Consider the following 24,268-nt stretch of genomic DNA (forward strand, 5'->3'; position numbering starts at 1 on the left):
GACGCGGCGGGCCCGGCCCCGGTATGGGAAGACCGGACCCGCCACGCGACCACGCCGGTGCGCGGGTTCCTGGATGCCGTTACTGACGCCCGCCGCCGCTTTCGTGACCGCCCTTCTGGCCGGCCTCCGAAGCACGCTGCGGATCGTTCGCGAAGTTCCCGCTGCTCTCGTGGCCACCCCTCTGGCCGGCCTCCGAAGCACGCTGCGGATCGTTCGCGAAGTTCCCGCTGCTCTCGTGACCGCCCCTCTGGCCGGCCTCCGAAGCACGCTGCGGATCGTTCGCGAAGTTCCCGCTGCTCTCGTGACCGCCCCTCTGGCCGGCCTCCGAAGCACGCTGCGGATCGTTCGCGAAGTTCCCGGGGTTGTTGGACGCAGCCATGACTGCTCCCTTCAATCGCATCGTGCGTTCCTTACGACCTCGCGAGTGCCCGACACGACAGGGCCTATTCGGCACTCTCGCCACCTTCTGCTGACTGGCAGTCAGCGCCCCGCTGCAACACTGCGGAGACGAGCACATTCGTTCAGCGGGCAGCCGGTGAGCCGGGGGCCTCGGCATCAGCGGCGGGCTGCGGACGTTGACGGGCCGGGCGCCAGGATGCGACCAGCCGCTGCGGTGAGCCCAGGGCGGGCAGTGTCCCCCCGCTGGGCACGGGCGCGGTGACCGGATGCGCCACCAGGTGCGCCACCAGGTGCGCAGTACAGCGCAAAGCCTCCGCGTGATGCGAACGGGCCGACATGAGGCGCAGTCCTGGTCTCTCCACCGCATCACCGGCAGATCACCATTGGCCCTGTGCCGGAGAACCGGCTGCTCACCGAATCAACCCGCGGTAGAGACGCCCAGGCAAGACTCGGGAGCGGAATGAGCACCGCTCGGGGAGAGTTGGGCTCGTTTTTGTTGGTCTCGCGAGGGCGCAGGGGTGGGGCGGCTGCGCAGGGGGCGGCTTCCCCGCATGGCGCATGCGGTGGCGTGCGCCGGGCAGACGGCCCACCGAAGTGGTTGCGTATTCCGGAAGGAGACGGCTGTGCTGATGGCCCACCCCGCAGTGTTGCGGAACCTGCTCGAGCAGTACGAGACCCTCGATGCCGTCCACGCGCATGCAGGGGCACCCGAGGCCCGGCAACGGCTGGAGGACGTCACCTACACCCTGTGCGTGGCGACCGGAACCCTGAACATTGAAGACGCCCTCATCGCTGCCCGCCAACAGCTTCAGGACCATCTGGGCCATCTCCAGAGCGACTCCCCGACGGCTTCCTGACCCTGCTGCCGGCTGCCGGCTGCCGGCCTCTGGACTGCAGACGAACGGGCCGGCTCCCCTCCACGAGATGAGAGGTGAGAGACATGCCTCGTTACGCGCGGCGCAACCACCTTCGCCGCCCAGGTGCACGCCCACGGCGTGAGCCCTCACCCATCACCTACTCGCTCAGCGAATTGTCGGCCGCGACCGGGACCACCCCGAGCGCGTCGCCGGCAGAGAGTGATGAGGAGATTCAGCGACTACGCCAGGAGAACGTGCAGCTCAAACGTGCGTTGCAGTCCCGGCCGGTGATCGACCAGGCCCGAGGCACGCTGATGGCCATCAGCTCCTGCACCGCTGACCAGGCCTTCGAGGTATTGGTGGATGCCTCCCAGAACACCAACCTCAAGGTCCACGGCATCGCCCGCGACCTTGTGGCCAGCACCAACGGTGCTCCGCTGGAGGACCCCGTGGCCACCGCACTGCGACTTGCACTGACCCGCATCCGTGCCCGGCGGTAGCGGCTCTCTATCAGTGGAACGGAGCGCCCCCCTTTCCACGGTCGTCCGGATTCGTCCGGTCACCGGCCCGCTTTTACCCCCCTGAAGCGGACGGAGCCGCGAGGCGCAGCCCTGTCAGCGACGGCCGAATAGTCACGAGCGCTTGAAAGTTGATCTCCTCCAGGGTTCTGGGCTAGTTGAGCCAGGCCGGGAGGATGGGTGATCTCAGCGAGGATGCCACCTTCTCGTTCGGCGGGCCGACCTGATCGTCGGCACTGGCCGCTGCTGACCGAGCTGGTTCTGTTCCGAGAGTGCTGGTCTGGGACGACGTGCCGTCGGCTCCTGGCCGTCCGGAGGTCCCACGCCCGCCTCGTTCCGCTCCTGTCCCCCGGCTTCTCCCGGCTTCCGGGGTCGGAGATTCTGCAGTGGCAGGTGATTGCGGCGTGCGCCAGGCGGACCCGCACACGCTGGACAGCGCTCCGAGCTGCGACAGGACCGCTCGCAGGACTGACCTCGCGCACCGGGCCTTCCCCTCCACACGATGCAGAGCCATTGGTGTGAACCGCGGTCTGAGCCCGGACGGCGAATACAACACCACCGCCGGCACCTGGTTACGGTCTGTCTGCTGCCAGTACCGAGCGGGCGGCCCTCGGGCACCTCCTCAAGACGCCGGAAGCCGACCCCATTCGGTGGCACAACGATCAGGCGATCAGGTCAGACCCAGCAAAGCCCATTCGAAGCCCTGGAGGACGGTCACACATGAGCACCAGCGAAACCGGCGAGGTCACCGGCACCAAGGACAAGGACTACAACCTGATTTGGTACGTCGAGGCGTGCCTGAGCAATGCGCTGCGGATGGAGACCTACATCCAGGACGCGGAACGACAGAACGACACCGAGGTGGTGGAGCTGTTCCGCAAAGCTCAAGCCGACAGCCGCAAGGGCGCCGAGCTGGGCAAGCAACTGCTGCGCACCCGGCTCGCCGGCTGACGATATTGCGGCGGAAGACTCGGCGAGGCCATCACGCCCAAGCCGGACCCCGCCTGCGTACACGCGCCGTACGGCACGCGACACCTCGCACCGCCCTCACGGACGCCTCCTGCTCTCGTGCGCGTCCATCGGGATCCAGGGTGTGGACGAAGTGCTCATCACCGCGCGGCAGCAGGCTGTCCGGCGAGCGCCCCTGACGCGAGGGGCTCCTTACCGCCTGAGGCGGGAGGCGGCCGCAGCCGCCGCCGATCGTGACCCGAAACGCAGCGTCCCGACCACCGCACTCACCAAGACCCGGGCAAGCTTGTAAGGGCGGCGGGTGTCACCTGTATGAGCGTCATCGGCTCCTCTTGCGCCACGGGGAGCCGCACCCGCCGGCGCCCGCCGTTCCAGGAGCTGTCGACCAGGCCGAACTGGAACGCCGAAAACCTTCGCCGACCGGGCCGTGCGAGCATGCACTCGGTACAGCAAGGGAGATCCGAGCATTGGTACGGGCGCACGGTCCGCAACGGCATCCCCTTCGCTCCTCAGCCGGGTACCCGGCACGCCTACGGCCGCCGCCTCGGGCGCTGAGGCCGCGGACGCGGCGGGCCGGCGAACTGCCGAGGCACGGGACTTCTTCCGGACGGGACGGGGGGCGGCGCGGCGCAGCGGGCCGTCCCGGTCCCTTACGCCTGAACTGGTGCCTCTCCTCCGGCGATGAGTGCGGTCGGTTACTGGCCCCGGCCAGTGACGTAGTCGCGGGCGCGGTCGACCAGCCCCAGGCCCGGGGCGAGAAGCTTGTTGATCGGCGGAGTGCTGGGGGAACTGGGGTGTGGCCTGGTGGGGGCCGTCTTCTTTGCGTTGCGGACCTTTTCTCCCAGGCTCTCCAGGACGAAGGGGTGACACCCCTCGCGCAGCCGTACGAAAAGGTTGGTCTCCTCGTCCTTGACGTGCGCGGTGACCTCGGTCTTGAGCTTGACGACCAGCCGGTCGAAGTCGCGGTCGTCGGCGGCGCGCCCCTCGAGGTCCTTGAGGAGCTGCTCCACGCGGCCGTGATCGGCGATCTCCTTGTCCGCCAGCGCGTCGCCCTCTTCCAGATGTTCGCGCACCGCCGGGTAGAGGTGCTGCTCCTCGGCCACAGAATGCTGCACCAGTTCGATGGTCAGCATGTCGACCAGACGCTTGCGCTCGGCACCGCCGGGCGCCGCCCTCTCGAACCGCTCGAAGAGGTCATCCACTTCGCGGTGATCGGTGGTCAGCTCCGCGATGACATCGCCGCCATGTCCCATTCCCTGCTGCCCTCCGATACTCGGCAACCGGGCCGTCCGGATACCGACAGAACGGGTTCCCGGGCATCGCAGCCCGTAACACCGCACTGCGCGGATTGCCCCGGATGCCTCGGGCAGCAGCCGAGGCGGCACCTGCGCACAGCTTCGGGCAGGCCGGCCTCCACGGCTCGTCGACCGCTGCCCAGCCGTCGGCGGGCGAATCTCTCCGCGCACCCGGTGCCAAGGGAGGTCAGGTGCCACCGCTCCTCCTCGCCGGCGCGCCGTTCCCGCCTGCACATGTGCCCGTACAAAAGGTACGTGCGGGTCACCAGGACCGAAGGCCTGGCCCCCAGCCGTCACGCTCGCTGTCGCCCCGCCTCACGGTTCCGCCTGCGCCTCCGATCAGGCGCGGAGAGGGAACCGATGGACGACGGGCGTGATCGCAGCCGTGAGGACTGTTCTGGGGGTATGGCCCCTCGGCACCGACGCTCTTCCCCGGATCTCCTTCCGGCCGTACCCCGCCGGTCCATGACGGGCGCCGCCGCGTTGAACGGAGAAGACCTGCCGCGCAATGGCCAGTGCCCGTCAGAGCGCCGACCACCAGGCAGGGTGACGGGCGAGTGCCGCCTGCAGTGAGCGTCCCCTGGAAAGAGAAGGTACTGCTGAGCGCCGTTCAGGACGTCAGTACCTGGGGCGAGATGACTTTGATCATCGCCTTCGCCCACTGTTGCTGGCGCAGAGTCTGCGGGTGGCAGCGCTTGGTCAGCGCGAGCAATTCGGCGTCCTTGGCCGCCTGCGCGGTCTGGGCCAGCAGTTCCCAGTCCAGGGAAGCCGCGGCGGCCTTCACATACGTCGTGCGGAGGCCGCGCAGGAGCAGCAGGCCGGCTTGGGCGCGGCGGCCGGCGAGTTCGCTGCTCTTCTCGCGCAGCCATGCGGCCGGGGACCACTCATCGTTGGGCTCGTGATCGAGGCGGAGGCCGTGGTCCGCGGCAGTCTCGGCGAGCTCGCGGACGTGCTGACGGGACCAGGCCGCGAGATCGCGGGCCACGTGGTGGACCTCGTGGTCGGACTTGTGCCTCTCGGACAGACGCAGCAGTTGCAGGGCGAGGGCGTTCTCGCTGCGGTGCACCTCGTACAGGATTATCCGGAGCTTCATCGGGCGCGTCCCGGAAAGGTTGGGGGCAGGTACTCCTCCGCTTCCCCGGCCGCGCCACCGCGGGTGGCAGGAGCGGCGTCGGCCGTGATGGGGGCCGACGCCGTGGTGGTGGGCGCGGGTGCCGGGGTGCCGGTGGCCTTGATGCGTCGCAGCCGGGCTGCGGCGGTCTTGAAGATCGGCTGTTTGGACGCCGGATCCCAGTCGGTGAGGGTCAGTTCGTTGGCTGCGCGTCCTTGGCTGCCGGGGCGGTATCCAGGGGCGGTGTCCCAGTAGCCGTAGTGGAAGGGCAGGAACAGCACCTCCTCGCGGATACCGCTGATGCGGGCCTTGGCCCGTACCGCGCCGCGCGGGGTGGTGATCTCCACGATGTCGCCCTCGCCAACACTGTGCGCGGCTGCATCACGGACGCTGACCTCCACCCATACCTCGGGGGCCGCATCCTGCAGTTGCGGGGCCCGCGCGGTCTTGGTCCGCGTATGGAAGTGGTACAGGGTGCGGCCTGTGATCAGCCAGTACGGGTACTCATCGCTGGGCGTCTCGTGGGGCGGCAGATAGTCGGCAGCCTTGATCACCGCCTTGCCCTCGGGATTCAGGGCCCGGTACTCGGTTTCCTCCAGCGGCGCCCCGGTGACCAGGTCTCGCCCGTAGCTCTCGCAGTCCTCGGGCTTGCTCCAGAACCTTCCCTCGGCATAGAGGCGTTCGGTGCCCTCCGGATGGTCCTCGTTGCACGGCCACTGGATGCCGCGGCCGCCACGCAGCTTGTCGTAGGTGATACCGGTGTAGTCGCAGGGACGGCCCCGGCTGCATTCCTTCCAGCCCTCGAAGGCTTCCTCGGGGCCGCTCCAGGGAACCAGTGGTCCCCCGTCCTTGTCGCGAAGGTCCAGCCGCCGGGCGTAGTCGCAGAAGATCTCCAGGTCGGAGCGGGCCTCCCCGGGCGGCTCGACGGCCTTCTCCGAGAGGTGGACGGTGCGGTCGGCGTTGGTGAAGGTGCCGGTCTTCTCACCCCAGATGGCCGCGGGCAGTACGACGTCGGCGAGTTGTGCGGTCTCGGTCAAGAACGCGTCCTGAACGACGAGGAAGAGGCGGTCCTGGGCCAGGATGGAGCGGATGCGGCTCAGCTCCGGCAGCGAGACCGCCGGGTTGGTGCCGCTGACCCAGAGCATGCCGATGGTTCCTTCCTCTGCGTAACGGAACATCTGCATGGCGTGGGTGGGCGGGGCGTAGTGCGGGATGTGCAGGGGGTCGACGTTCCACACCCGTGCCAGGTCCGCCACGTGCGCGTCGTTCTCCCAGTTGCGGAACCCGGGCATGTCACCATTGGCGCCGCATTCCCGGGTGTTCTGGGCGGTGGGCTGCCCGTTCATCTGCAGCACCCCGCATCCGGGACTGCCCAGCATGCCGCGCATCAGGTGCAGGTTGTTGACCTGTACAGCAGCGGCGGTGGCCTGGTGCGACTGGTAGAACCCCTGGAGAACCGTGGACAACAACCTCTCGGCGGTGCCCAGGACACGGGAGGCTTCGGTGATCTCCTCAGCGGGGACGCCGCAGATGTCAGCGACCTTCTCCGGGGTGTAGGGCTCCAACCGGTCCTTCAGTTCCTCGAAGCCCACCACGTGCCGGTCGATGTAGTCGCGGTCGGTCCAGCCGCGGTCGATGATCTGTCGCAGCAGCCCGTTCATCAAAGCCAGGTTGGTGCCGGGGCGCGGTGCCAGGTGCACGTCGGCCGCTTGCGCCACCACGGTGGGGCGGGGGTCGACGCAGACCAGCGTCGGCGGATTGGGGCCGGCCAGCCGGTCCAGTACCCGGGTCCACAGAACACTCTGGGTCTCGGCCATGTTGTGGCCGAACAGAGCAATGGTGTCGGCGTGGTCGATATCGGTGTACGAGCCGGGCTGCCCGTCGCAGGAGAAGGATTCCTTCAGGGCCTCTGCAGCGGTCGACGTGCACAGCCTGGTGTTGCCGTCCAGATGATGGGTGCCCAGACCGCCCCGGGCGATCAGAGCCAGGGTGTAATACTCCTCGGCGAAGAGCTGACCGGTGGTGTAGAAACCGATCGACGACGGCCCTCGTCCGTCCATCAGTTCCCGCGTCCGGGAGACCACCCGGCTCATCGCGGTGTCCCAGTCCGTCTCCACCAGCTTGCCGCCCTCCCGTACCAGCGGCCTGGTCAGCCGGTCCGTGGAGGCATTGGCCTGCCAGCCGAACAGGTCCTTGGGCCCCAGCCGCCCGTGGTTGACCCGGTCGCCGGCCCTGCCCCGTACCCCGACGATCCGCCCGTCCATGACAGCGATGTCCAAACCGTCCCCGTTGGAATGCATGACCGACGCCGACTGCACCCACCGGTCCACCCGCTCAGAGGTAAGGCCCTCCTCCAGCCGACTGTCCACCCGTACCGGCCACTCCTCCCCCCGCCCATAGGGGGTGCGCGTCCCCCACGGCTCCGCGATACGGTCGCTCCGGCCCATCACTGCCCTCCACTCCACGGCTGCGACCGTGCATGGGTGCCCCCGGATGGCGGGAACCACACCCCCGGTTCCTGGCCGACCGCCTCCGCTGTCGTGGCCTCGGACGCGCCTGATGGGCGCCCATGGGGACCGTGGCGTCATGTCTCGCAGTTCTATCGGGAACGGGATTCGCGTGTCCTCGAGCGGTTCTCCTTGCGGATCGCTTCCAGCAGTTCGGACTTGCTCATTCCTGACCGGCCGCTGATGTCCAGACGCTGGGCCAGTTCGTACAGGTGCTGCTTGGTCGCGTTCTCGTCAACGCCTTCACCACTGGGGGCCGGCTTGTGTCGCGGCGTTGCGGCGCGCGGGTCCGACGGGCCCTTACGGCCCCGTTCCTTCCGCTCCCAGTGGTCTGCAACCTTCTCGTATGTGTGCTTGAGCGCGCTGAAAGCGACCCGATGGGCCCGCTCGCCCTCCCCGTACTGCTCCACAGCCGAGTCATGGGCCTTGATCCAGGTGCGCTGCGCGTCCTCGGGTGAGCGCTCCAGCGTCGAAGGAAGCTCTTCGCGTCCTGGCATGGTCCACCTCCGATGCGATGCAGGACGGGTGCCCTGGCCGCTCCGGCCGAAACGGCCACCGCCCTGCGCTTGCTGGCACCCCCGCGTCGTTCCGGCCTGCGGACGCAGGCCGGGACGCAGGCCGGGGTGACGTTCTCCGTACCGGATCGCTAGATGCCGTCACACCGCTCAATCTCGCCTGCCTCCGCAGCCCGACGGCGCCGCCGCCGTCGGGCTGCGGAGGCCGGACAGGCTGAGGGGACGCCAGGCCCTCGGGCCCTGGCTCCCGGTTCAGGCCCTGGATTGCCGGCTGGGGTGCTGCGCTGATGAGGCGCCGGGGCGGCGCAGCGTGGCGATCACCTCGTTGTCGGAGACCTGGGCGAATTCTTCGTACCACTCTCCGACGGCCCGGAACGAGCCTGGCTGATGCAGGCAGACGAGGTCGTCGGCATCCGGCCTGACGGTCTCGGCGGATTGCAGAGCGCAGACCGGCACGGCCAGGATCAGGCGGGCCGGATTCTTGGCCCTCAGGTGGCGCAGGGCGGCGCGCGCGGTGACACCGGTGGCGAGCCCGTCGTCGACCAGGATCACGGTCCGGCCCTCGACATCGGGCGCGGGGCGTCCACCGCGGTACAGCTCTTCACGGCGGTGCAGCTCGGCCCTTTCCCGGGCAACATCGGCGGCAAGGTCGTCCTCCACCAGGCCGAGCATCTCCAGGGCCCGGCTGTCGTACACCGGGGGGTCCTCGCCTGCGATCGCCCCGATGCCCATTTCCGGATGGCCGGGTGCGCCGATCTTGCGGGCCACCAGCACGTCCAGTGGCGCGTTGAGAGCTCGGGCGACTTCCGCCGCGACGGGGACGCCCCCGCGCGGCAGTGCCAGAACGACCGGGTTGGCGATTTCGCCGTCGGCTGCCCATTCGAGAAGCCGGAGGCCGAGTTCCTCGCCTGCGTGCCGGTGGTCGTGGAAGCGCATAGGTGGTCCTCCTTGACATGCCTGGCCCGTGTTGCACACCGGTGGGCCAGGTCTCCTCCTCGCCTGTGCCGGCAGTGGCGGTGGAACGGGGTGAGGGCACTGATGCGATCGAGGAAGCAGCAGGCGTCATAGCGTTCACCGGGCGTGGTGGACACATGGTTGCCCCACTCCCGGCTCCGGACGGTGGACGACCCCGATCGCACGGTGGCCGCTTTCCTCCCACAGCCAGCGGCCCTGTTGATCGGCCCGGAACACGCGCCAGGCGCTGCCTCGTCGGGCAGCGCCCGGTGCAGCAGCTCCTCGAGGCCGACTTGCGGGCCGCCAGGGCCTGTATCGCGTCGGCGCGGCCTCGCCGGCGGTCGGAGGCGATCACAGCGCCTTTGTCGGGAGCCGAAACCGACCAGGACGACGCCGTCGGCGGTGTGGTGTTCCCCCACCAGATGCCAGAACCACTCACACGCCGCCACGGACGTCCTCCAAGGCACCCGGCTCCGCGAACAGGAGCGTGGCTCCAGGACCACATCCACCTGCTCCCTCTGTCCGGTCAGCAGATCCCTCAGCACACCACCGCCCAGGCCCGCGGAGGCATCGCCAAGTCGTCGGCGATCCGTCGGTGGGGTATAAAAAACCGCCTCCGAGGCCAGCACCGTCATCGTCTCCCTCCGGCCGTCCGTCGCAGTGCGAGTAGCCCTCCCACCGCCCGGTATGCACGCTGGTGGCCCGATGGGTTCCAGCCGCGGCCCTTCTCGTTGGGACGTGGCGGGCCCTTCGCGCTTCTCACAGTGATCAGCGACGACCAGGCGCAGGACAATGTCCCGGTCCGTGACCAGACCACGGAGCTGGTCACCCTCAGTAACAAGCACAGCGTCGATGTCTTCGTCGGCCATCTGCCTGGCAACGGCAACCACCGGTGCCTGCATCTCCACCGACACCGGGAGGTGCCGTCATGATCTGGCGAACTCGCTGCACCATCGTTCTCTCCTCGCCGTAATGAGGTAAGCGGGTGTCACTGGTGGCGCCCGCCACGCTGTACCCGGGTACGCCGTCCTCACGACCTCGAAACAGCTCGATCCGCCCGTATAGCGGCCGCCGAAGAGGAGGGGCCGGGGCTTCCACTCTGCTGCGGACCGGCCACAGGCAGCCCCTGACCGCGCCGGCCTTCGCCGCCATGGCACGCATCCACCACAGCGGGCGACGGTGTCGATCAGGCCGACGTTCGCCGCGCCCGGCCGGTCCCGCTCTCGCAAGGCGATCCGGCGAAGGTTGTTCCGGCCGACGAGGGCCCGGCCTGTTGGCGCTACTTGAACGTCCCCACTGCTGCCAGGGAGTTCCCGGACCTGCTCATGTCCCCGGACCGCACCAGGGTCCTTGCTCAGCGACGTGGCCGAAGTTTCCGGCCCGGCGCAGAATCGCCCGTTCCCCCGGGGGTATTCATCTGGCTCCAGATGCTGGCCAACTCCCATGGGGAACGGGGTACTTCGTGTACCGGCATGTGCTCACGCGGGCGAGTCAAGTGTTGTCGTGTGTCCTGTCAGTGCTGCTGGGCCTGTCGATGAACTACGCGACGAATGTCGAGAACCCGCCGTACGCCCTCGCCTTCCTGCAGCGGTGGTCGATCCCCGCCCTGGTGTTCACGGGCGGGGTCTTCATCGCCTTGAGCTGGTGGCTGAGCCAGTTGGACGATCCCATCACGACCCGAAAGCTGTCCTGGTCCGCGCCGATCTCTCCCTATCCCGGACTCGAAGCCTTCGACGAACGCTACAGCAGTGTCTTCTTCGGGCGGGACCAGGAGATCACCGCCCTCAGCCGCAGGATCAACCCTCCCTCCCGGGCACAGAGTTCCCCGACTCTGGTGCTCACCGGCCCCTCGGGGGCGGGCAAGTCCTCCCTCCTCCGGGCCGGTCTGCTCCCGCAACTTGCCCGGCGAGCCCAGTGGATCACCGTCGGCCCGTTCACACCGGACACCAACCCCTTCACCGGGCTGGCGCAGGCGTTGAGCATCCTGCTGCCGCGCACCACCTCGGCGGCGCTGGAGGCCGAGCTGCGCGACGGGGGCGCGGCCTCCTTGTGCCGCCATCTGGACGCGGTGCGCGCTCGGCACCGCGGAGGCCCACGGCCGGTGCTCATCGCCATCGACCAGGCGGAGGAGCTGCTGACCCTGGTCGCCGACGAGGAGCGGGACGCGCTGCTCGACCTGCTCGACGCGGCGCTGGCTGCCGACCAGCGGCTGAAGGTGCTGTTCGCCTTTCGCTCCGAGTTTCTGACGCGCCTTGGGTCGCTGCCGCAGGCCCACCTGTTCCGGGACACGTTCATCCTCGGACCGGTGCGCCGTAGGTCCTTGTTCACGGTGGTCGCCGAGCCGGCCGCACGGGCGGGGATCGCCTTCGAACCCGGGTTGGCGGATCTGATCGTCAATGAGGCGAGCGGCGGTGACGCGCTCCCGCTGCTTGCCTACACCCTGCACGCGCTGGCTCCCGAGCCGGGTCGTGGTCAGCAGATCACCGTTCAGGATTATGAGGCGATCGGCGGGGTGGCCGGGGCGCTGACCGAGCGGGCCGACCTCATCCTGGCCGACCTGACCGCAGCCGACCCCGACGCTCCGGTGCTGCCGACCCTGTTGAAGTTCGTGACCATCACCGAGGGCCAGCCCTCGCAGCGCCCGGTTCGGCGGGAGACGCTGGGGCCGAAGGAACAGGACGTCGTGGAGGCGTTTCTCGCCGAGCGACTGCTGGTCAGCGACGGTGACGGCAGCGAGCCGGTGCTGCGGGTGGCCCACGAGGCGCTGTTCCGGCAGTGGGATCCGCTCAAGCAGGCCATCGAGGTGGTCGCCGTGGATTTGGCGTTCGCATCCGATGTGGAGCGCTGGGGCGCCGAGTGGGCCGCGGCAGGCCGGCACGACTCGTACCTGCTGCGCGACGAGCGGCTGCGCCGCGCGTTGGCATGGATGACGCGGCAGCCCGACGTCGCGGCCGACCGACCGGTCGTGGCGGAGTTCCTGGAGGCCTCCCGTCGGGCCGATGAGGCTGCTATGCGCTGGCTGTCCGAGTCCGTCGCACAGCGGTCTCTCGCTGCTGTCGAGGACGATCCCGAATACGGTCTGCTGCTGGCCTTGGCCGCGCTCGAGGAGGCCGCGGACACCGACCTGGCACGGCTCGCGCTGGTCACCGCACTGGCCTCGACCCGGATGTGCATTCCGCTGACGGGCCACACGGATTTCGTTCAGCGGGTGGTGTGGTCGCCGGACGGTCAGCGCCTGGCCTCCGCCTGCTACGACGGCACGGTTCGGGTGTGGCGGGCTGGAGACGGATCGGTGAACCTGGTCATCGAGGCAGGCAGCGGCTTCGTGCACGGGGTCGCCTGGTCGCCGGACGGCCGGCAGTTGGTGACGGCGGGACACGACGGTACCGCCCGGATCTGGTCGTCCGACGACGGATCTCCCGGTGCGGTACTGACCGGCCACGCCGACAACATCCGCGGTGTGGCCTGGTCGCCGGACGGGAAACGCCTGGGCACCGCGTCGCAGGACGGCACGGTCCGCTTGTGGGACGCGGCGACGGCGCGGCAGATCGCCGTACTGACCGGCCACGAGGGCTTCGTCCACGGGGTGGCCTTCGCGCCGGGCAGCGATCGCCTGGCGACGAGCGGTCTGGACCGTGTGGTGCGCATCTGGGACGTGGCCGACGGGACCGAGCTGGGCACGCTGGAGGGGCACCAGGAACTGGTGCGTACCGTCACGTGGTCGCCCGACGGGCGGTTCCTGGCCAGCGCCGCGTACGACCACACGATCCGCGTGTGGGATGCCGCCACGGGTCAGGAGACCCTCGTCCTGCCGGTCTCCAAGGACCTGGTGCAGTCCGTCGCGTGGTCGCCGGACGGCACGCGGCTCGCCTCGGCGGCCAGCGACTGCACCGCGCGCGTGTGGGATGCGGCCACGGGGACCGAACTGCTGGCCCTGCACGGGCACCACAGCGTCGTGCGTGACGTCGCCTGGTCACCCGACGGCGCCCGGATCGCCACGGTCGCCAACAACGGCTCCGGCCGGATCTGGGATCTGATGCGCCCGGACGACGTGGTCGTGCTGCGCGGCCACGAGGCGCTGGTCGAGGCGGCCGCCTGGTCGTCCCAGGGGCGGCAGATCGCCACCGCCTCGTTCGACGGCACCGCCCGTGTGTGGGACGTCCAGGCGGGGACGGCGCTGCACACCTTGGAGGGGCACCGGGATCCGGTCCGGGACGTGGCGTGGTCGCCGGACGCCCAGTTGATCGCCACGGCCTCCAACGACCGCACGGTGCGCATCTGGTCCGCCGCGACGGGCCAAGCCCTGCACACCATCCAGGCACACCGCGACCGGATCGAGGGCATCGCCTGGTCCCCGGACGGCACGCGGGTCGCCACCACCTCCAACGACCGCACCGTGCGGGTGTGGGACACCCGCACCTGGTCGCTCCTGCGCACGCTGGTCGGCCACATGGACCTGGTCCATGACGTCTGCTGGTCACCGGACTCCACCCGGCTGGCCTCGGCCGGGGTACCCGACCGAACGGTGCGGGTCTGGGACGCGGACACCGGAGCGGAGCTGCACTGCCTGACCGGGCACGCCGACTTCGTCCAGGCGGTGGCCTGGTCCCCGGACGGCAGCCGTATCGCCTCCGTCTCCAACGACAAGACCCTGCGGATCTACGCCGCCGAGAACGGCACCGAGCTGCGCGCGATGGGTGGCCACGACGGCATCATCCGGGATGTGTGCTGGTCTCCGGACAGCCGCTTCACCGCCACCGCCTCCGCGGACGGCACCGCCCGGATCTGGGACGTCGACCAGGGCGTGGAGCTGCTGATCCTCGGAGTGCACTCGGGCGGAGTCGAGAGCGTGGCCTGGTCGCCGGACGGCGCACGGGTCGCCACGGCCGCCCAGGACAAGACCGTCCGCATCTGGTCGGTCGCCCCGGATCTGCGGACCCTGATCGACCGGGCGCACAGCCGGACCAGCCGTGCGCTCAGCAGAGAAGAACGCCGGCGCCATGGCCTGCCGTAGTGCCCCGCGATCCGGCCTGGTACGCCTCGTGGCGGCTGGGGTTCCGCCGCTGAACGGCTGTGAGGCGAGTTGCCCGTGGCCCCGGTGGTGCACCGCAGCCTCGACGTCGGTGACCAGCGCACCTGGTGGCCTGTGAGCAGCACGTACGCCGACAACGCGGGCCCAGCTGGAACGGAATCCGCGAGGGCGGATCGGTGAAGACGGAGGAGGACCCGCTGGACCTGATGACGGGGACGGCGGCGCGCCCGGGGGGATGGAGTCGATCCGCAACGTCGAGGAGGCGGTCGTCAAGGCTGGTGGCGCGGCCCTGCGATACGGCTGGTTCTACGGTCCGGGCGCCACGGATGACCTGGTCGAGCCGTGCGCAAGCGGCAGTTCCCGCTCGTCGGGCGCGGCACCGGCCACAGGTCGTGGATGCACCTCGATGACGCGGCGAGCGTCACCGTCCTGGCGTGGAGAGCATGAGGCGAGGGGCGGGTTCAACATGGTCGACGCCGCACCGTCGACCGCATGAGATTGCTTGTTCTATTTCTATGTCATGCTGGCACGCACGGGGATGTATGACCGCGTTGCCCTGTGTCGGCGATGGTTGAGCGTTGACAACGAATTCTGAGCCGCCGCGCCGCAGAATGAAGCATGAGCGACCGAGCCCAGCTGTTCAGACCGTGGCTGCGGACGATGACGGCGCGCGATCCTGACGAACCGCATCGGGGAGCGACCCCGCTCGAGCTGCTCTTCGACCTGTGCTTCGTCGTCGCCGTCGCGCAGGTCGGGGCGCAGCTCCATCATGCGGTGAGCGAGAACCATGCCGCGACCGGAGTCCTCAGCTATCTCGCCGTGTTCTTCGCCATCTGGTGGGCGTGGATGGGCTTCACCTGGTTCGCGTCGGCGTACGACGTGGACGACGTGCCGTACCGGCTGGCGACCTTCGTGCAGATCGCCGGGGTCCTCGTCCTTGCCTCCGGTGTACCGCGGGCTTTCGCCCAGCATGACTTCGTCCTTCCGGTCGTCGGCTACACCGTCATGCGCCTGGGCCTGGTGTCGCAGTGGCTTCGGGCCGCCCGGGCGCACCCGGAAGGCCGGGCGACGGCCATGCGCTTCGTGGTCGGCATCGTCGTGGTCCAGAGCGCCTGGATCGGCTGGCTGTTCATGCCGGTCGGCTCACGGATGCCGCTCTTCGCACTGCTGTCACTGTTCGATCTCGCCGTCCCGGTCTGGGCCGAGAGCGCCGGGCGGACGGCCTGGCATCCGCATCACATCGCCGAGCGGTACGGACTGTTCACGCTGATCGTCCTGGGCGAGTCGGTGCTGGCGGCGACCACGGCCGTGCAGCACGCCGTCGGCGCCGGCGAGGCGACCGGGGGTCTCTACACCGTGGCGGCGGGCGGTCTGCTCATCGTGCTGTCGCTGTGGTGGCTGTACTTCGCCAAGCCCGCCGAACGCTTCCTGAACTCCAACCGGGCCGCCTTCGTCTGGGGTTACGGCCACTACCTGGTCTTCGGCTCGGCAGCCGCGACCGGCGCGGGCCTGGCGGTCAACGTCGACCACGCCACGCACCACACTCAGATCTCGGGAGCTGCCGCGGGCGCGTCGGTCACGATTCCGGTGGCGGTCTTCCTGCTCGTGGTTTACCTGCTGCACATCCGCCCCCAGCACGCCTTCGCTCTGCACGCGCTGCTGGTGCCGGGCACCGCGGTGGTGGTCCTCGCCCTCACCTTCACCAGCGTTCCGGTGCTTGCCACCGGTCTGGCGGTGGCCGCGCTGGTCGCGGCGTCCGTGGCGGTTGCCCAGCGCCGAGAGCCGCACCCGTCCCCCGCCTCCCGGGCGGTGTGAATCCCCAGGGCGGACGGCCGCCCGAGCACGGCGGTCGTCGCCGGCTTTGAAGCCCCACAGCAGGAGCCCGGCTCCGGACGGCGTCGAGCCACCGCGGTGCGGTTCGCCGAGCGACCCTGCCAGTCGTGGCTTGCGTGGTGGCGGCGGCTGTCTCATAGTCCGAGGTATGGACGCGCGCGAGACGGCGCTGCGACAGGCATACGGCCATGCCGTCCGCTGGCTGGCGAGCCTGTCCGATCGCCGGGTTCCCGCCCGCGCTTCGGTCGAGGAGATCGTGCGCGCGCTCGGTGTCGAACTGCCCGACGGTCCGAGCGCTCCCGCCGACGTCGTCGACCTGCTGGTCACGGCCTGCGATCCGGGGCTCACCGCGTTTCCCAGCGGCCGTTTCTACGGGTTCGTGGTCGGGGGCACTGAACCGGCCGCGCTGGCCGCAGACTGGCTGGTCAGTGCCTGGGACCAGAACTGTGTGATGCGCGCCGTCTCGCCCGCGTACACGGCGGCGGAAGACATCGCCGGCGCGTGGTTGCTCCATCTGCTCGGCCTGCCGAGCGACAGCGCCGTCGGCTTCACCACAGGTGCCACGATGGCGAACTTCACCTGCCTCGCCGCCGGGCGCGACGCGGTGCTGCGGCGCACCGGCTGGAACGTCGCCCGCGACGGACTCTCAGGTGGGCCAGCTGTACACGTCATCGTCGGCGAGGACCGCCACATGACCGTCGACCTGGCGCTGCGTTACCTGGGACTCGGCAGACCCGAACTGGTCAGAGCGGACGATCAAGGACGCATCGAGCCCGAGGCCCTGCGGCACACCCTGGCGGCCGGCGGGCAGAGCCCCACGATCGTGATCCTCCAGGCCGGAGACATCCACTCCGGCGCCTTCGATCCCTTCGTCGAGACGATCCGTGCCGCTCGCGAGGCAGATGCATGGGTGCACATCGACGGCGCCTTCGGACTGTGGGCAGCCGCCTCCCCGGTTTACGCACACCTGACGGCGGGCTGCGCATACGCCGACTCCTGGGCGACGGATGCCCACAAGACCCTCAACGTCCCCTACGACTGCGGCCTCGCCATCGTGCGCGACCCGTCCGCGGTCCGGGCAGCGATGGGCCTGCACGGCGACTACCTCATCCAGGACGAACACGGCGACCCCATCGACAAGGTCCCCGAGCTCTCCCGGCGCGGCAGAGCCTTCACCGTGTGGGCCGCACTCAGGTCCCTCGGCCGATCGGGGGTGGCCGACCTCGTCGAGCGGCTGTGCCGCCACGCCTCCGCCTTCGCTACCGGCATCTCCGAGATCGAGGGCGCGGCCGTCCTCAACGACGTGGTATTCACCCAGGTCTGCGCCGAGTTCGGCAACGACGAACGCACGGAACGGGTGCTCACCCGGCTGCTCGACGATGGCACTGCGTGGATCAGCGGCTCCACCTGGCACGGCCGGCGCGTCATGCGGATCTCGGTGAGCAACTGGTCGACGACCGACGACGACGTGACGCGCACACTCGACGCGATCCGGCGCGCATCCATCAGCACCTGATGCGGAAGCCGCCATCCCGAGGCGGCCGCCCGAATCGACCAGGGAGCACGAACCGATCTGGACACCGGGAACGGGTGGCGAGCGTGGCCGGGTCTGTGGCCGGGCTCGTCGGCCCGGCGATGTCGGTCAGTCAAGGCCAGGTCCGGTCGTCCTCCGGACGGCTGGACCTGGCGGGACACCGACCTTGTGGCGCCGCGCCGACCTCCGGCGGCGTGCGTCGCCGACGCCCCGCCCAGGAGACCCGGACCGTACCCCACGGGGGCGCCCGGCCGGATATCGCCGCGGACGCGGGAAGGCCAGTGCTGTGGGCGCGACAGCCCGTGGGGCGAGGCCCCGTCGCCGAGGCGGTGTCCACGAAGGCGCACGCGGGAAGAACACCCCCGGCCTGCCCCTCCCAGGCCGATGCTTCCGCCGCCACGTCCGGGCGCACCTCAACTATCTTTGCTGATGCTCCACGCCCTGATCGCTCCCTTCGCTATTCTCGTGGCGAGTGTCAGAAAGTCCTGCTTGACGGCCTCCGGGGTCTTCTCCGGCGGGAAGAACGGTTCGATCCGCGCGTCCAGGGACTCGTCGGTGGACAGCAATTCCTTGTAGCGCTCGTAGACCTTGGCGATGTCCCGCCGGACCTCCTGCGAGCCGGACTTTCCGGGCCTGGCGAGAAGCCGGTTGTCATTGGTCGCCGCGATGGAGGCCACGTCCATCAGGAAGCAGTCCAGAAGATCGGTGACGTCCTGCACCTTGGCACCTGGCACGTTGTCGCGCACTTCCTGCCAGAGCAGAGTCGCCATTTCCAGGGTGACGTTCTTGTAGACCTCGTAGCGGGGGCTCCTCGGAATGACGCCGAGCACGTGGTCTGCCTGTGCCGCACCGTCCGTGTTCATCTGCTTGGTTTCTTCAAGACCCGGAACGGGGAAGGGCAATCCCTGGAAATTCGGCTCCTCCGTTCTGACGTCCTCCCTCGCATCTGCCACGGGATGTATGCCGAATTCATGACAGAGCATACCGGCGATGTAGCCGATGTCATAGTTCTCGAAGTAGTACGAGGCAAGGAGGACGGTTACGCTGTCTCCTCCACCGGATTTCACCTCGGCCGGAGACTCCGTCGTGCGCTTCTCCAGTACGATGGCGCAGCGACGATCGCCGAGAAACTTTTTGATGGCACCGTGCGAGGACAGCAACTCAAGAATGCGTGTTGCCTTGTCGACGTACTCCGGGTACTTCACCGCCACATTGGTGAACGCGATTCCTCCGCTCGCCAGGCGCGCCCGCTGGATGGGGAGTTCGGTGCGCTGCGCCGGTTCCCTTCCGCCTTCGCCGGCGAGACCCTGACGATTCTCATGGGGCACCGGCCCGGACATGGCGCGGATCGCGTTGGCCTCGGCAGCGCGCTCGAACCGGTCTTCAGGGTCGGATACCTTCAGCCCGCTGCCGTTGTCCGTACCCGTGACCGGCCCGGTGCGTTGCTGGATGACGTGGGTGAGCTCGTGGGCCAGGGTGCGTTTGTCTCCGCCATCGGCGCCGATGACGACATGGTTGCCGGAGGTGTAGGCGCGCGCCCCCAACTCGGCGGCTGACCTCCGGGCAGCGGCGTCCGTGTGGAGGCGGACGTCGGAGAAGTCGGCGCCCAGGCGCGCCTCCATCTCCTCCTTGACCGGTGCGTCCATCGGCCGGCCGGAACTCCGCAGGACGCCGTCGACGGAGGAGCGCTGTACGGGTGACGTCTCCTGGTGGCCGCAGCCGGCGCTGTGTTGGTGCCTGACCTGCTGGATCGTACGACTCACAGCCGTGTTGCCCGCGGTGCGCTGCAGGGACAGGAGGGTCTGCAAGGACATCCCCCCGGCTGCAGAGCCAACCTGAGGCACGGCAACCCGCGCCGCCGTACGGCTTGGCGTGTCTTTCCCGGACTTCTTGCCGGAATCTCTTGCTCGCATGGGAGAGGACCTTTCGGAAGAAGATGACTGACTGCCTGCATACACAGCTGACGAGGGGTCGGGCCAGGTACGCCAGGGCAGTGTCAGGTGCCCTGGCGGCCATCGGTCCACCCGGACGGCGAGGGTTTCCGCTGCCCACTCCAGGAATGCGGCCCCCGGACGCGCCCCGCGTTCCCGCACTTTGCCGGCCGTGCGCTCCAGCAGCCGGGCTGTCTGCTCTGGCCGCAGTTCGGCGGAGATGAGGCCCGGTGCTCGGGATGGAGAGCCTGGCCGGTGCCGTCGGCCGGCACCTGGTGGACTCGTCTGCGTCGGCGAAGAGGTTCAGCACGGCAAGACTCGCTCCGAACCGGTCCGGTGCAGCGCCGTGCCGGAGTCCGAACGACACCTCAGGGCGCCGCGCTGAGGCGCGGGTTGATCATCGACCTGGTCCAGAATCGGTGCGCGGAGCGGATGGAGGGCAGCAAAGGTGAATGGGGCCTCGAACTCCGTGCCGGAGGCGTGCAGGGAACGAACCGCCCGAGGGAGGCCCGGCCGATGGCTTCGCGTGCGAGTGCTCCACCCGTCAGGCGTCGAAGCGACGGCGGGAGGCCTCGATGTGACCGAGGTACTGGTGGGTCCAGCCGCACATTCCATCGACCGTCGCTCGTAGGGCTTGCCCCGGCTCGGTGAGGGTGTACTCGACCCGCGGTGGCACGGTGGGGTGCACGCTCCGCTCGACCAGGCCGTTGCGCTCCATCATGCGCAGGTTCTGGGTGAGCATCTTGTGGCTGATGCCCTCGACCTCATTCCGCAACTCGCCGAAGCGCAGGGTGCGCTCACCCAGAACCTCAATGATCAGGAGCGCCCACTTATTGGCGACGTCCGAAAATATTTCCCGCGCCAAAGAGTCCGCGCGCGTCAGGTCTGCTTCCTTGGGCGCGCCCCTGAACTGCTTGGTCACCATAAGGTTCCCCAGTCACTAAAAAGTGCGTTCTTTCGTGTCAGCGGCCACTCTCCTACGGTTCCTGAGTAACCACAAGAGACCAAGAGCGTCTTGGTTCAGCGGCAGCGAGCCCACGGGCTCTCATGACAAGGAGGCAGGCAGCATGGCCATCACCCTGGTAAACCCCAGCGGATTGCCGGAGATCGATGCCTACCGGCAGGTGTCGATCGCGACTGGGTCGAAGCTGGTCTTCATCGCCGGGCAGGTCGCCTGGGATGCCGAGGGGGTCACGGTCGGCGAAGGTGACCTCGCCGCGCAAGTCGAGCAGTGCTACCTCAACATCGGCACCGCCCTGGCCGAGGTCGGCGGCTCCTTCGACGACGTGGCGAAACTGACCGTCTACGTCGTCGACTGGACCCCCGACAAGATGCCCCTGTTCCTGGAGGGGGTCACTCGGGCGGCCGCGAAGCTGGGGGCCACCCCGGTCCCGCCGGGCACGCTGCTGGGCGTTGCGGCACTGGACGTACCCGACCATCTGGTCGAGATCGAAGCCACCGCGATCATCGACTGAACAGGCGTTGGCCCTGGGCTTGTTCTTGACCTCGGGCCTCGAACGGTGGCCGTATGGCGGTACTGGCCTGGTTGGCCGGGTTGGCCGGGCTGGCCGGAGCATCGCGCCCCGGCCAACCAGGCCAGCCCGGCCGGTCAGAGCTCAAGCCACCGTTGCGGTCACACAACGATCGCGACGGCTTCCAGTCGACGGGACTGGCCGGTAGTTCCGGCCACCTCACCGTTGCAGCGCGAGCCCTGCCAACCCACGTCCTGCAGATGCGCGTTGTAACAAACGCTTCCGGTTGACACTGCCACCGTGATGGCTTCCAGCCGCCGGGACTGACCAGTGGTTCCGGCCACCTCACCGTTGCAGCGCGAGCCCTGCCAACCCACGTCCTGCAGATGCGCGTTGTAACAAACGCTTCCGACGTCGGAGGAGACCGCGATCACGATGGCCTCCAGTCGGCGGGACTGGCCGGTGGTTCCGGCCACCTCACCGTTGCAGCGCGTGCCTTGCCAGCCGACGTCCTGTACGTGTGCGTTGTAACAGACGGCACGGGCGGCCGTGCCCGTGGCCCGCAGGCGGGCGGCTTCCTTTTGTGCCTCCGCTTGTACCTCGGCTTGTACCTCGGCCGTGGCAGCGGCCGTACCGGACGGATCCGCTTGCTCGGCCGCCGCGGTCGGTGCGGACAACCAGGTCAAGCCGAGCAGTAAGCTCATGATCGCGGACAGTCGCACAGTCCTAGCTTCCATCACGTCTCCTCGATCGTGGTTGAAGCGCAAGATCCTGCGGTGGCGCGTGGAACGGTGACGGAGCATGCCGGAGGCAGCCGGCAAGACCACGTCATGGGTGTGATCGACGAGCGTTTCGGCGACCGCCCGAGCCAGGTGTACGGCAGCGGCTCACCGCACGGCGAGTACCCCCTCCGCATGCCCGCGGTCCATGCGCCAACCCCCTCGCAGTGCGAGCGTCACGCAGTAGAGAAGGGTCTCTTGAAGCCCTCATTCAGGCACCGCTTCACGCTCGCACCGAAACCTTTCGCACCACGAACCGCAGGGGCAAGCTGGGTCTCGGTCATATTGCGACCAAGGGTCGCCCCACCACCGGGGCGGCACGCACGGTCAGGTGACAACCCGTCGATGACGCGGCGGGCCCGTCCAGACCGGTTGACCGCGCGACTCGGCAGCGTTGGTCCCGTCCACGATCCACAGCCTTCCGCGACGTCGACGACGACGCCCCCGCTCGCACAGGCGGCCTGACGGGCAGGGTCTTGCCGCAGGGCCGGCCAACGGGCCCACTCCGGGTGATGAGTGCGGCGTTGGAGCGAGGGGGCCGATGGAGCCGCCGCAGGACAACCCAGCGAGTGTCGGCAAACGGTCGTTGGCCCCCGGCATGACCGTGTGCGCGCTGATCGCCACGGTCGCGCTGCGGCTGACCGGGTAAGGCCGCACAGCCGGCCGTCAGGAGGAACAGTCCGACGGCCGGCTGACGGCTGCCCGCGTACGCGCGGCGCCCGTCGCGATCGCAGATCGCTGATACGTCTCAGATCCCGGCTTCGCCGGCGATTCGGCAGGCCTTGTCCACGAGCGCATCGATACGTGCCACGGTGGGGGTGCCTGTGATGCTCTTGTTCTTCGGTTCTTCGATCGCCCGCCTCATCACGCCCTCGGCAATGACGGCCACCTTCCACAGTCCCAGCACATGCCAGAACTTCAGTGCCGCCGGGTCCCGGCCTGTTTCGGTCAGGTACACCTGAGCGAGCTCGGAACGGTCCGGGAAGCCTTCGAGGACGGAGGCGGCGAAATCGCCTCCGGTCTCCTCATCTCCCGGTTCCGGCCAGTACGCCAGCAGGCTGCCCATGTCCGCCAACGGATCCCCCAATGTCGACAACTCCCAGTCGAGCACCGCGGTCACCTCCCCGCCGTCGTAGGAGGTGATGACGTTGCGCAGATGGAAGTCGCCGTGTACGAGCGTCAGTTCGCGCTGCTCCGGGACAGCTGCGGCAAGGCGCCGGGTGAGGTCCTCGAGGGCGGGCAGCTCGCGGGTCCTGGACTTCTCCCACTGGCCCGACCACCGCTTGAGCTGACGCTGCGCATACGGTTTGTGGCCGGCCAGACCGGTCAGCCCGGCCGTCTCGAGATCGACCGCGTGGATCTTCGCCAGCGTCCGCGGCAACGACATCCCGATCGCCCGGCGGCGCTCGGGCGTCAACGACCGCGCGATCGGCATCGTGTCGACGACCTGGCCGTCCACGAACTCCATGAGCAGCAGCGGGACGTCCGTCACGGCGGGATCATCGGTCAGCCCGAGCACCCGCGGGGTCGGGACGGCGGTGCCCTCCAGCGCGGTCAGGATCCGCGCCTCGCGGGCCACGTCGTGCGCCGACGCCAACAGGCGACCCAGCGGTGGGCGCCGCAGCACCCATCTGCGGCCGTCCTGGTCCCGTACGAGATAGGTCAGATTCGACTGGCCGAGCCCGATCCGGTGGAAGACGGGCGGCCCGGCGAAGTCGACGCCGAGGGTCTCGAGCCAGCGGCTCACCGCCCCGGCGTCGATTCCGACGATGTCCGCGCTAGACACCGATGCCGACTCCTTGTCTGAACGGGAGCGCGTCACCGAGCAGGTGCCCGCCGTCGATCACCATGGTCTCGCCGGTGACCCAACTCGCGGCGTCCGAGACGAGGAAGGCGACCGCCGAGGCGATGTCGGCAGGCTCCCCTATGCGCCCGAGCGCCGTCGAGGCAGACACGGCCTGCTCGTGCTCCTTCCACAGGGCCTCGGCCAGCTTCGTGCGCACCACACCCGGTGCCACCGCGTTGACGCGAACCTTCGGCGAGAGTTCCAGGGCCAGTTGCTTCGTGAGATGGATCAGTGCCGCCTTCGACGCGTTGTACAACCCGATGTTCGCCTCGAAGGCCATACCGCCGACCGACGCGGTGTTGACGACCGCCCCGCCGTGCTCGCCCATCCAGGCCCGCGTGGCCAGACCGGTCCACAGGACGGGAGCCCACAGGTTCACGTCGAAGGTCTTGGCGAACCGCCCGTGGTCCTGGTCGAGGACCGGTCCGAACGCCGGGTTGGTCCCCGCGTTGTTGACGAGGATGTCCAGACTTCCGAAGCGCTCGAGTGTCAGGTCCACACAGCGCTGGGCCGCCTCTTCGTCGACCGCGTGCGCACCGACCCCCAGCGCTGCGCCGCCCACCCGGGCCGCGGCGGCGTCTGCCGCCTCCTGGGACCGGGAGGTGAGGACGACGTTTCCGCCGGCCGCGGCGATGGCCTCGGCGATCGCCAGCCCGATACCGCGCGAGGCGCCGGTGATGACGGCGGTGCGACCGGTGAGATCGAGTCCTGCCATC

18 protein-coding genes and 2 pseudogenes are annotated in these 24,268 nt (G+C 69.0%); 7 read left to right on the forward strand and 13 right to left on the reverse strand.

Features of this window, described 5'->3' with window-relative positions:
• Window positions 1-79 precede the first annotated feature (79 nt).
• Window positions 80-379, reverse strand: a complete 300-nt coding sequence (locus tag ACTWQE_RS01600; RefSeq protein WP_443326936.1) for a general stress protein — start codon at window positions 377-379, stop codon at window positions 80-82.
• 643 nt (window positions 380-1,022) lie between these two features.
• Between ACTWQE_RS01600 and ACTWQE_RS01605 the strand changes: the two genes are divergently transcribed.
• The 3 genes from ACTWQE_RS01605 to ACTWQE_RS01615 all read left to right on the forward strand — a co-directional run bounded on the left by ACTWQE_RS01605 (window position 1,023) and on the right by ACTWQE_RS01615 (window position 2,725).
• Window positions 1,023-1,256, forward strand: a complete 234-nt coding sequence (locus tag ACTWQE_RS01605; protein WP_443326937.1) for a DUF5133 domain-containing protein — start codon at window positions 1,023-1,025, stop codon at window positions 1,254-1,256.
• Between the two features lie 254 nt (window positions 1,257-1,510).
• A complete protein-coding gene (locus tag ACTWQE_RS01610) occupies window positions 1,511-1,756 on the forward strand; it encodes an ANTAR domain-containing protein (RefSeq protein ID WP_443326938.1) in 246 nt (81 codons plus the stop codon).
• A 738-nt stretch (window positions 1,757-2,494) separates the two neighbouring features.
• Complete coding sequence (locus ACTWQE_RS01615) at window positions 2,495-2,725, forward strand: hypothetical protein (protein WP_443326939.1); 231 nt, start codon at window positions 2,495-2,497, stop codon at window positions 2,723-2,725.
• Window positions 2,726-3,438: 713 nt separating this feature from the next.
• Here the strand turns inward: ACTWQE_RS01615 and ACTWQE_RS01620 are convergent.
• The 7 genes and pseudogenes from ACTWQE_RS01620 to ACTWQE_RS01650 all read right to left on the reverse strand — a co-directional run.
• Window positions 3,439-3,996: a hemerythrin domain-containing protein gene (locus ACTWQE_RS01620; protein ID WP_443326940.1), complete on the reverse strand. Its 558-nt coding sequence runs from the start codon at window positions 3,994-3,996 to the stop codon at window positions 3,439-3,441.
• 652 nt (window positions 3,997-4,648) lie between these two features.
• Window positions 4,649-5,131, reverse strand: a complete 483-nt coding sequence (locus ACTWQE_RS01625) for a hypothetical protein (protein ID WP_443326941.1) — start codon at window positions 5,129-5,131, stop codon at window positions 4,649-4,651.
• Window positions 5,128-7,596: a molybdopterin oxidoreductase family protein gene (locus ACTWQE_RS01630; protein WP_443327000.1), complete on the reverse strand. Its 2,469-nt coding sequence runs from the start codon at window positions 7,594-7,596 to the stop codon at window positions 5,128-5,130. The genes ACTWQE_RS01625 and ACTWQE_RS01630 overlap by 4 nt, the downstream gene beginning before the upstream one ends.
• Before the next feature lie 152 nt (window positions 7,597-7,748).
• Window positions 7,749-8,153, reverse strand: coding sequence for a ChaB family protein (locus tag ACTWQE_RS01635; protein ID WP_443326942.1), 405 nt, complete (start codon window positions 8,151-8,153; stop codon window positions 7,749-7,751).
• A 270-nt stretch (window positions 8,154-8,423) separates the two neighbouring features.
• Window positions 8,424-9,107, reverse strand: a complete 684-nt coding sequence (locus ACTWQE_RS01640) for a phosphoribosyltransferase (RefSeq protein ID WP_443326943.1) — start codon at window positions 9,105-9,107, stop codon at window positions 8,424-8,426.
• Between the two features lie 857 nt (window positions 9,108-9,964).
• A pseudogene (locus ACTWQE_RS01645) lies at window positions 9,965-10,027 on the reverse strand (hypothetical protein); the annotation flags it as partial.
• Window positions 10,028-10,294: 267 nt separating this feature from the next.
• Window positions 10,295-10,396 (reverse strand): annotated as a pseudogene (locus ACTWQE_RS01650) (kinase); the annotation flags it as partial.
• Between the two features lie 227 nt (window positions 10,397-10,623).
• Here ACTWQE_RS01650 and ACTWQE_RS01655 point away from each other — a divergent pair.
• The 3 genes from ACTWQE_RS01655 to ACTWQE_RS01665 all read left to right on the forward strand — a co-directional run bounded on the left by ACTWQE_RS01655 (window position 10,624) and on the right by ACTWQE_RS01665 (window position 17,506).
• The gene (locus tag ACTWQE_RS01655; RefSeq protein ID WP_443326944.1) at window positions 10,624-14,139 is read left to right on the forward strand and encodes an nSTAND1 domain-containing NTPase; all 3,516 of its coding nucleotides are present in this window, start codon (window positions 10,624-10,626) and stop codon (window positions 14,137-14,139) included.
• Window positions 14,140-14,775: 636 nt separating this feature from the next.
• Window positions 14,776-15,972: a low temperature requirement protein A gene (locus tag ACTWQE_RS01660; protein ID WP_443326945.1), complete on the forward strand. Its 1,197-nt coding sequence runs from the start codon at window positions 14,776-14,778 to the stop codon at window positions 15,970-15,972.
• A 166-nt stretch (window positions 15,973-16,138) separates the two neighbouring features.
• Window positions 16,139-17,506 (forward strand): pyridoxal phosphate-dependent decarboxylase family protein, encoded by a 1,368-nt coding sequence (locus ACTWQE_RS01665; protein WP_443326946.1) that lies wholly within the window; start codon window positions 16,139-16,141, stop codon window positions 17,504-17,506.
• A 431-nt stretch (window positions 17,507-17,937) separates the two neighbouring features.
• On the opposite strand, the gene ACTWQE_RS01670 is transcribed toward ACTWQE_RS01665, so the two are convergent.
• Together ACTWQE_RS01670 and ACTWQE_RS01675 are read right to left on the reverse strand one after the other, a co-directional pair.
• Window positions 17,938-19,170, reverse strand: a complete 1,233-nt coding sequence (locus ACTWQE_RS01670; protein ID WP_443326947.1) for an eCIS core domain-containing protein — start codon at window positions 19,168-19,170, stop codon at window positions 17,938-17,940.
• 829 nt (window positions 19,171-19,999) lie between these two features.
• The gene (locus tag ACTWQE_RS01675; protein WP_443326948.1) at window positions 20,000-20,380 is read right to left on the reverse strand and encodes a winged helix-turn-helix transcriptional regulator; all 381 of its coding nucleotides are present in this window, start codon (window positions 20,378-20,380) and stop codon (window positions 20,000-20,002) included.
• Between the two features lie 142 nt (window positions 20,381-20,522).
• On the opposite strand from ACTWQE_RS01675, the gene ACTWQE_RS01680 reads away from it, so the two are divergent.
• Window positions 20,523-20,930, forward strand: a complete 408-nt coding sequence (locus tag ACTWQE_RS01680) for a RidA family protein (protein ID WP_443326949.1) — start codon at window positions 20,523-20,525, stop codon at window positions 20,928-20,930.
• A gap of 158 nt (window positions 20,931-21,088) precedes the next feature.
• On the opposite strand, the gene ACTWQE_RS01685 is transcribed toward ACTWQE_RS01680, so the two are convergent.
• From ACTWQE_RS01685 to ACTWQE_RS01695, 3 genes are all read right to left on the reverse strand, one after another.
• Window positions 21,089-21,649: a hypothetical protein gene (locus tag ACTWQE_RS01685; protein ID WP_443326950.1), complete on the reverse strand. Its 561-nt coding sequence runs from the start codon at window positions 21,647-21,649 to the stop codon at window positions 21,089-21,091.
• A gap of 805 nt (window positions 21,650-22,454) precedes the next feature.
• Window positions 22,455-23,492, reverse strand: a complete 1,038-nt coding sequence (locus ACTWQE_RS01690) for a phosphotransferase family protein (RefSeq protein ID WP_443326951.1) — start codon at window positions 23,490-23,492, stop codon at window positions 22,455-22,457.
• Window positions 23,485-24,267, reverse strand: a complete 783-nt coding sequence (locus ACTWQE_RS01695) for an SDR family oxidoreductase (RefSeq protein ID WP_443326952.1) — start codon at window positions 24,265-24,267, stop codon at window positions 23,485-23,487. Before ACTWQE_RS01695 ends, ACTWQE_RS01690 begins: the two co-directional genes overlap by 8 nt.
• Window position 24,268 lies beyond the last annotated feature (1 nt).

The organism is Streptomyces sp. 8N706, from assembly GCF_052245415.1.
Taxonomy (GTDB): Bacteria; Actinomycetota; Actinomycetes; order Streptomycetales; family Streptomycetaceae; genus Streptomyces.

Bases quoted from the DNA above. Each gene is read 5' to 3' on its own strand.
- ACTWQE_RS01640 (WP_443326943.1), bottom strand. From the start codon at position 9,107: ATGCGCTTCCACGACCACCGGCACGCAGGCGAGGAACTCGGCCTCCGG.
- ACTWQE_RS01665 (WP_443326946.1), top strand. From the start codon at position 16,139: ATGGACGCGCGCGAGACGGCGCTGCGACAGGCATACGGCCATGCCGTC.
- ACTWQE_RS01695 (WP_443326952.1), bottom strand. From the start codon at position 24,267: ATGGCAGGACTCGATCTCACCGGTCGCACCGCCGTCATCACCGGCGCC.
- ACTWQE_RS01680 (WP_443326949.1), top strand. From the start codon at position 20,523: ATGGCCATCACCCTGGTAAACCCCAGCGGATTGCCGGAGATCGATGCC.
- ACTWQE_RS01625 (WP_443326941.1), bottom strand. From the start codon at position 5,131: ATGAAGCTCCGGATAATCCTGTACGAGGTGCACCGCAGCGAGAACGCC.
- ACTWQE_RS01660 (WP_443326945.1), top strand. From the start codon at position 14,776: ATGAGCGACCGAGCCCAGCTGTTCAGACCGTGGCTGCGGACGATGACG.
- ACTWQE_RS01600 (WP_443326936.1), bottom strand. From the start codon at position 379: ATGGCTGCGTCCAACAACCCCGGGAACTTCGCGAACGATCCGCAGCGT.
- ACTWQE_RS01620 (WP_443326940.1), bottom strand. From the start codon at position 3,996: ATGGGACATGGCGGCGATGTCATCGCGGAGCTGACCACCGATCACCGC.
- ACTWQE_RS01630 (WP_443327000.1), bottom strand. From the start codon at position 7,596: ATGGGCCGGAGCGACCGTATCGCGGAGCCGTGGGGGACGCGCACCCCC.
- ACTWQE_RS01675 (WP_443326948.1), bottom strand. From the start codon at position 20,380: ATGGTGACCAAGCAGTTCAGGGGCGCGCCCAAGGAAGCAGACCTGACG.
- ACTWQE_RS01670 (WP_443326947.1), bottom strand. From the start codon at position 19,170: ATGGACGCACCGGTCAAGGAGGAGATGGAGGCGCGCCTGGGCGCCGAC.
- ACTWQE_RS01635 (WP_443326942.1), bottom strand. From the start codon at position 8,153: ATGCCAGGACGCGAAGAGCTTCCTTCGACGCTGGAGCGCTCACCCGAG.
- ACTWQE_RS01615 (WP_443326939.1), top strand. From the start codon at position 2,495: ATGAGCACCAGCGAAACCGGCGAGGTCACCGGCACCAAGGACAAGGAC.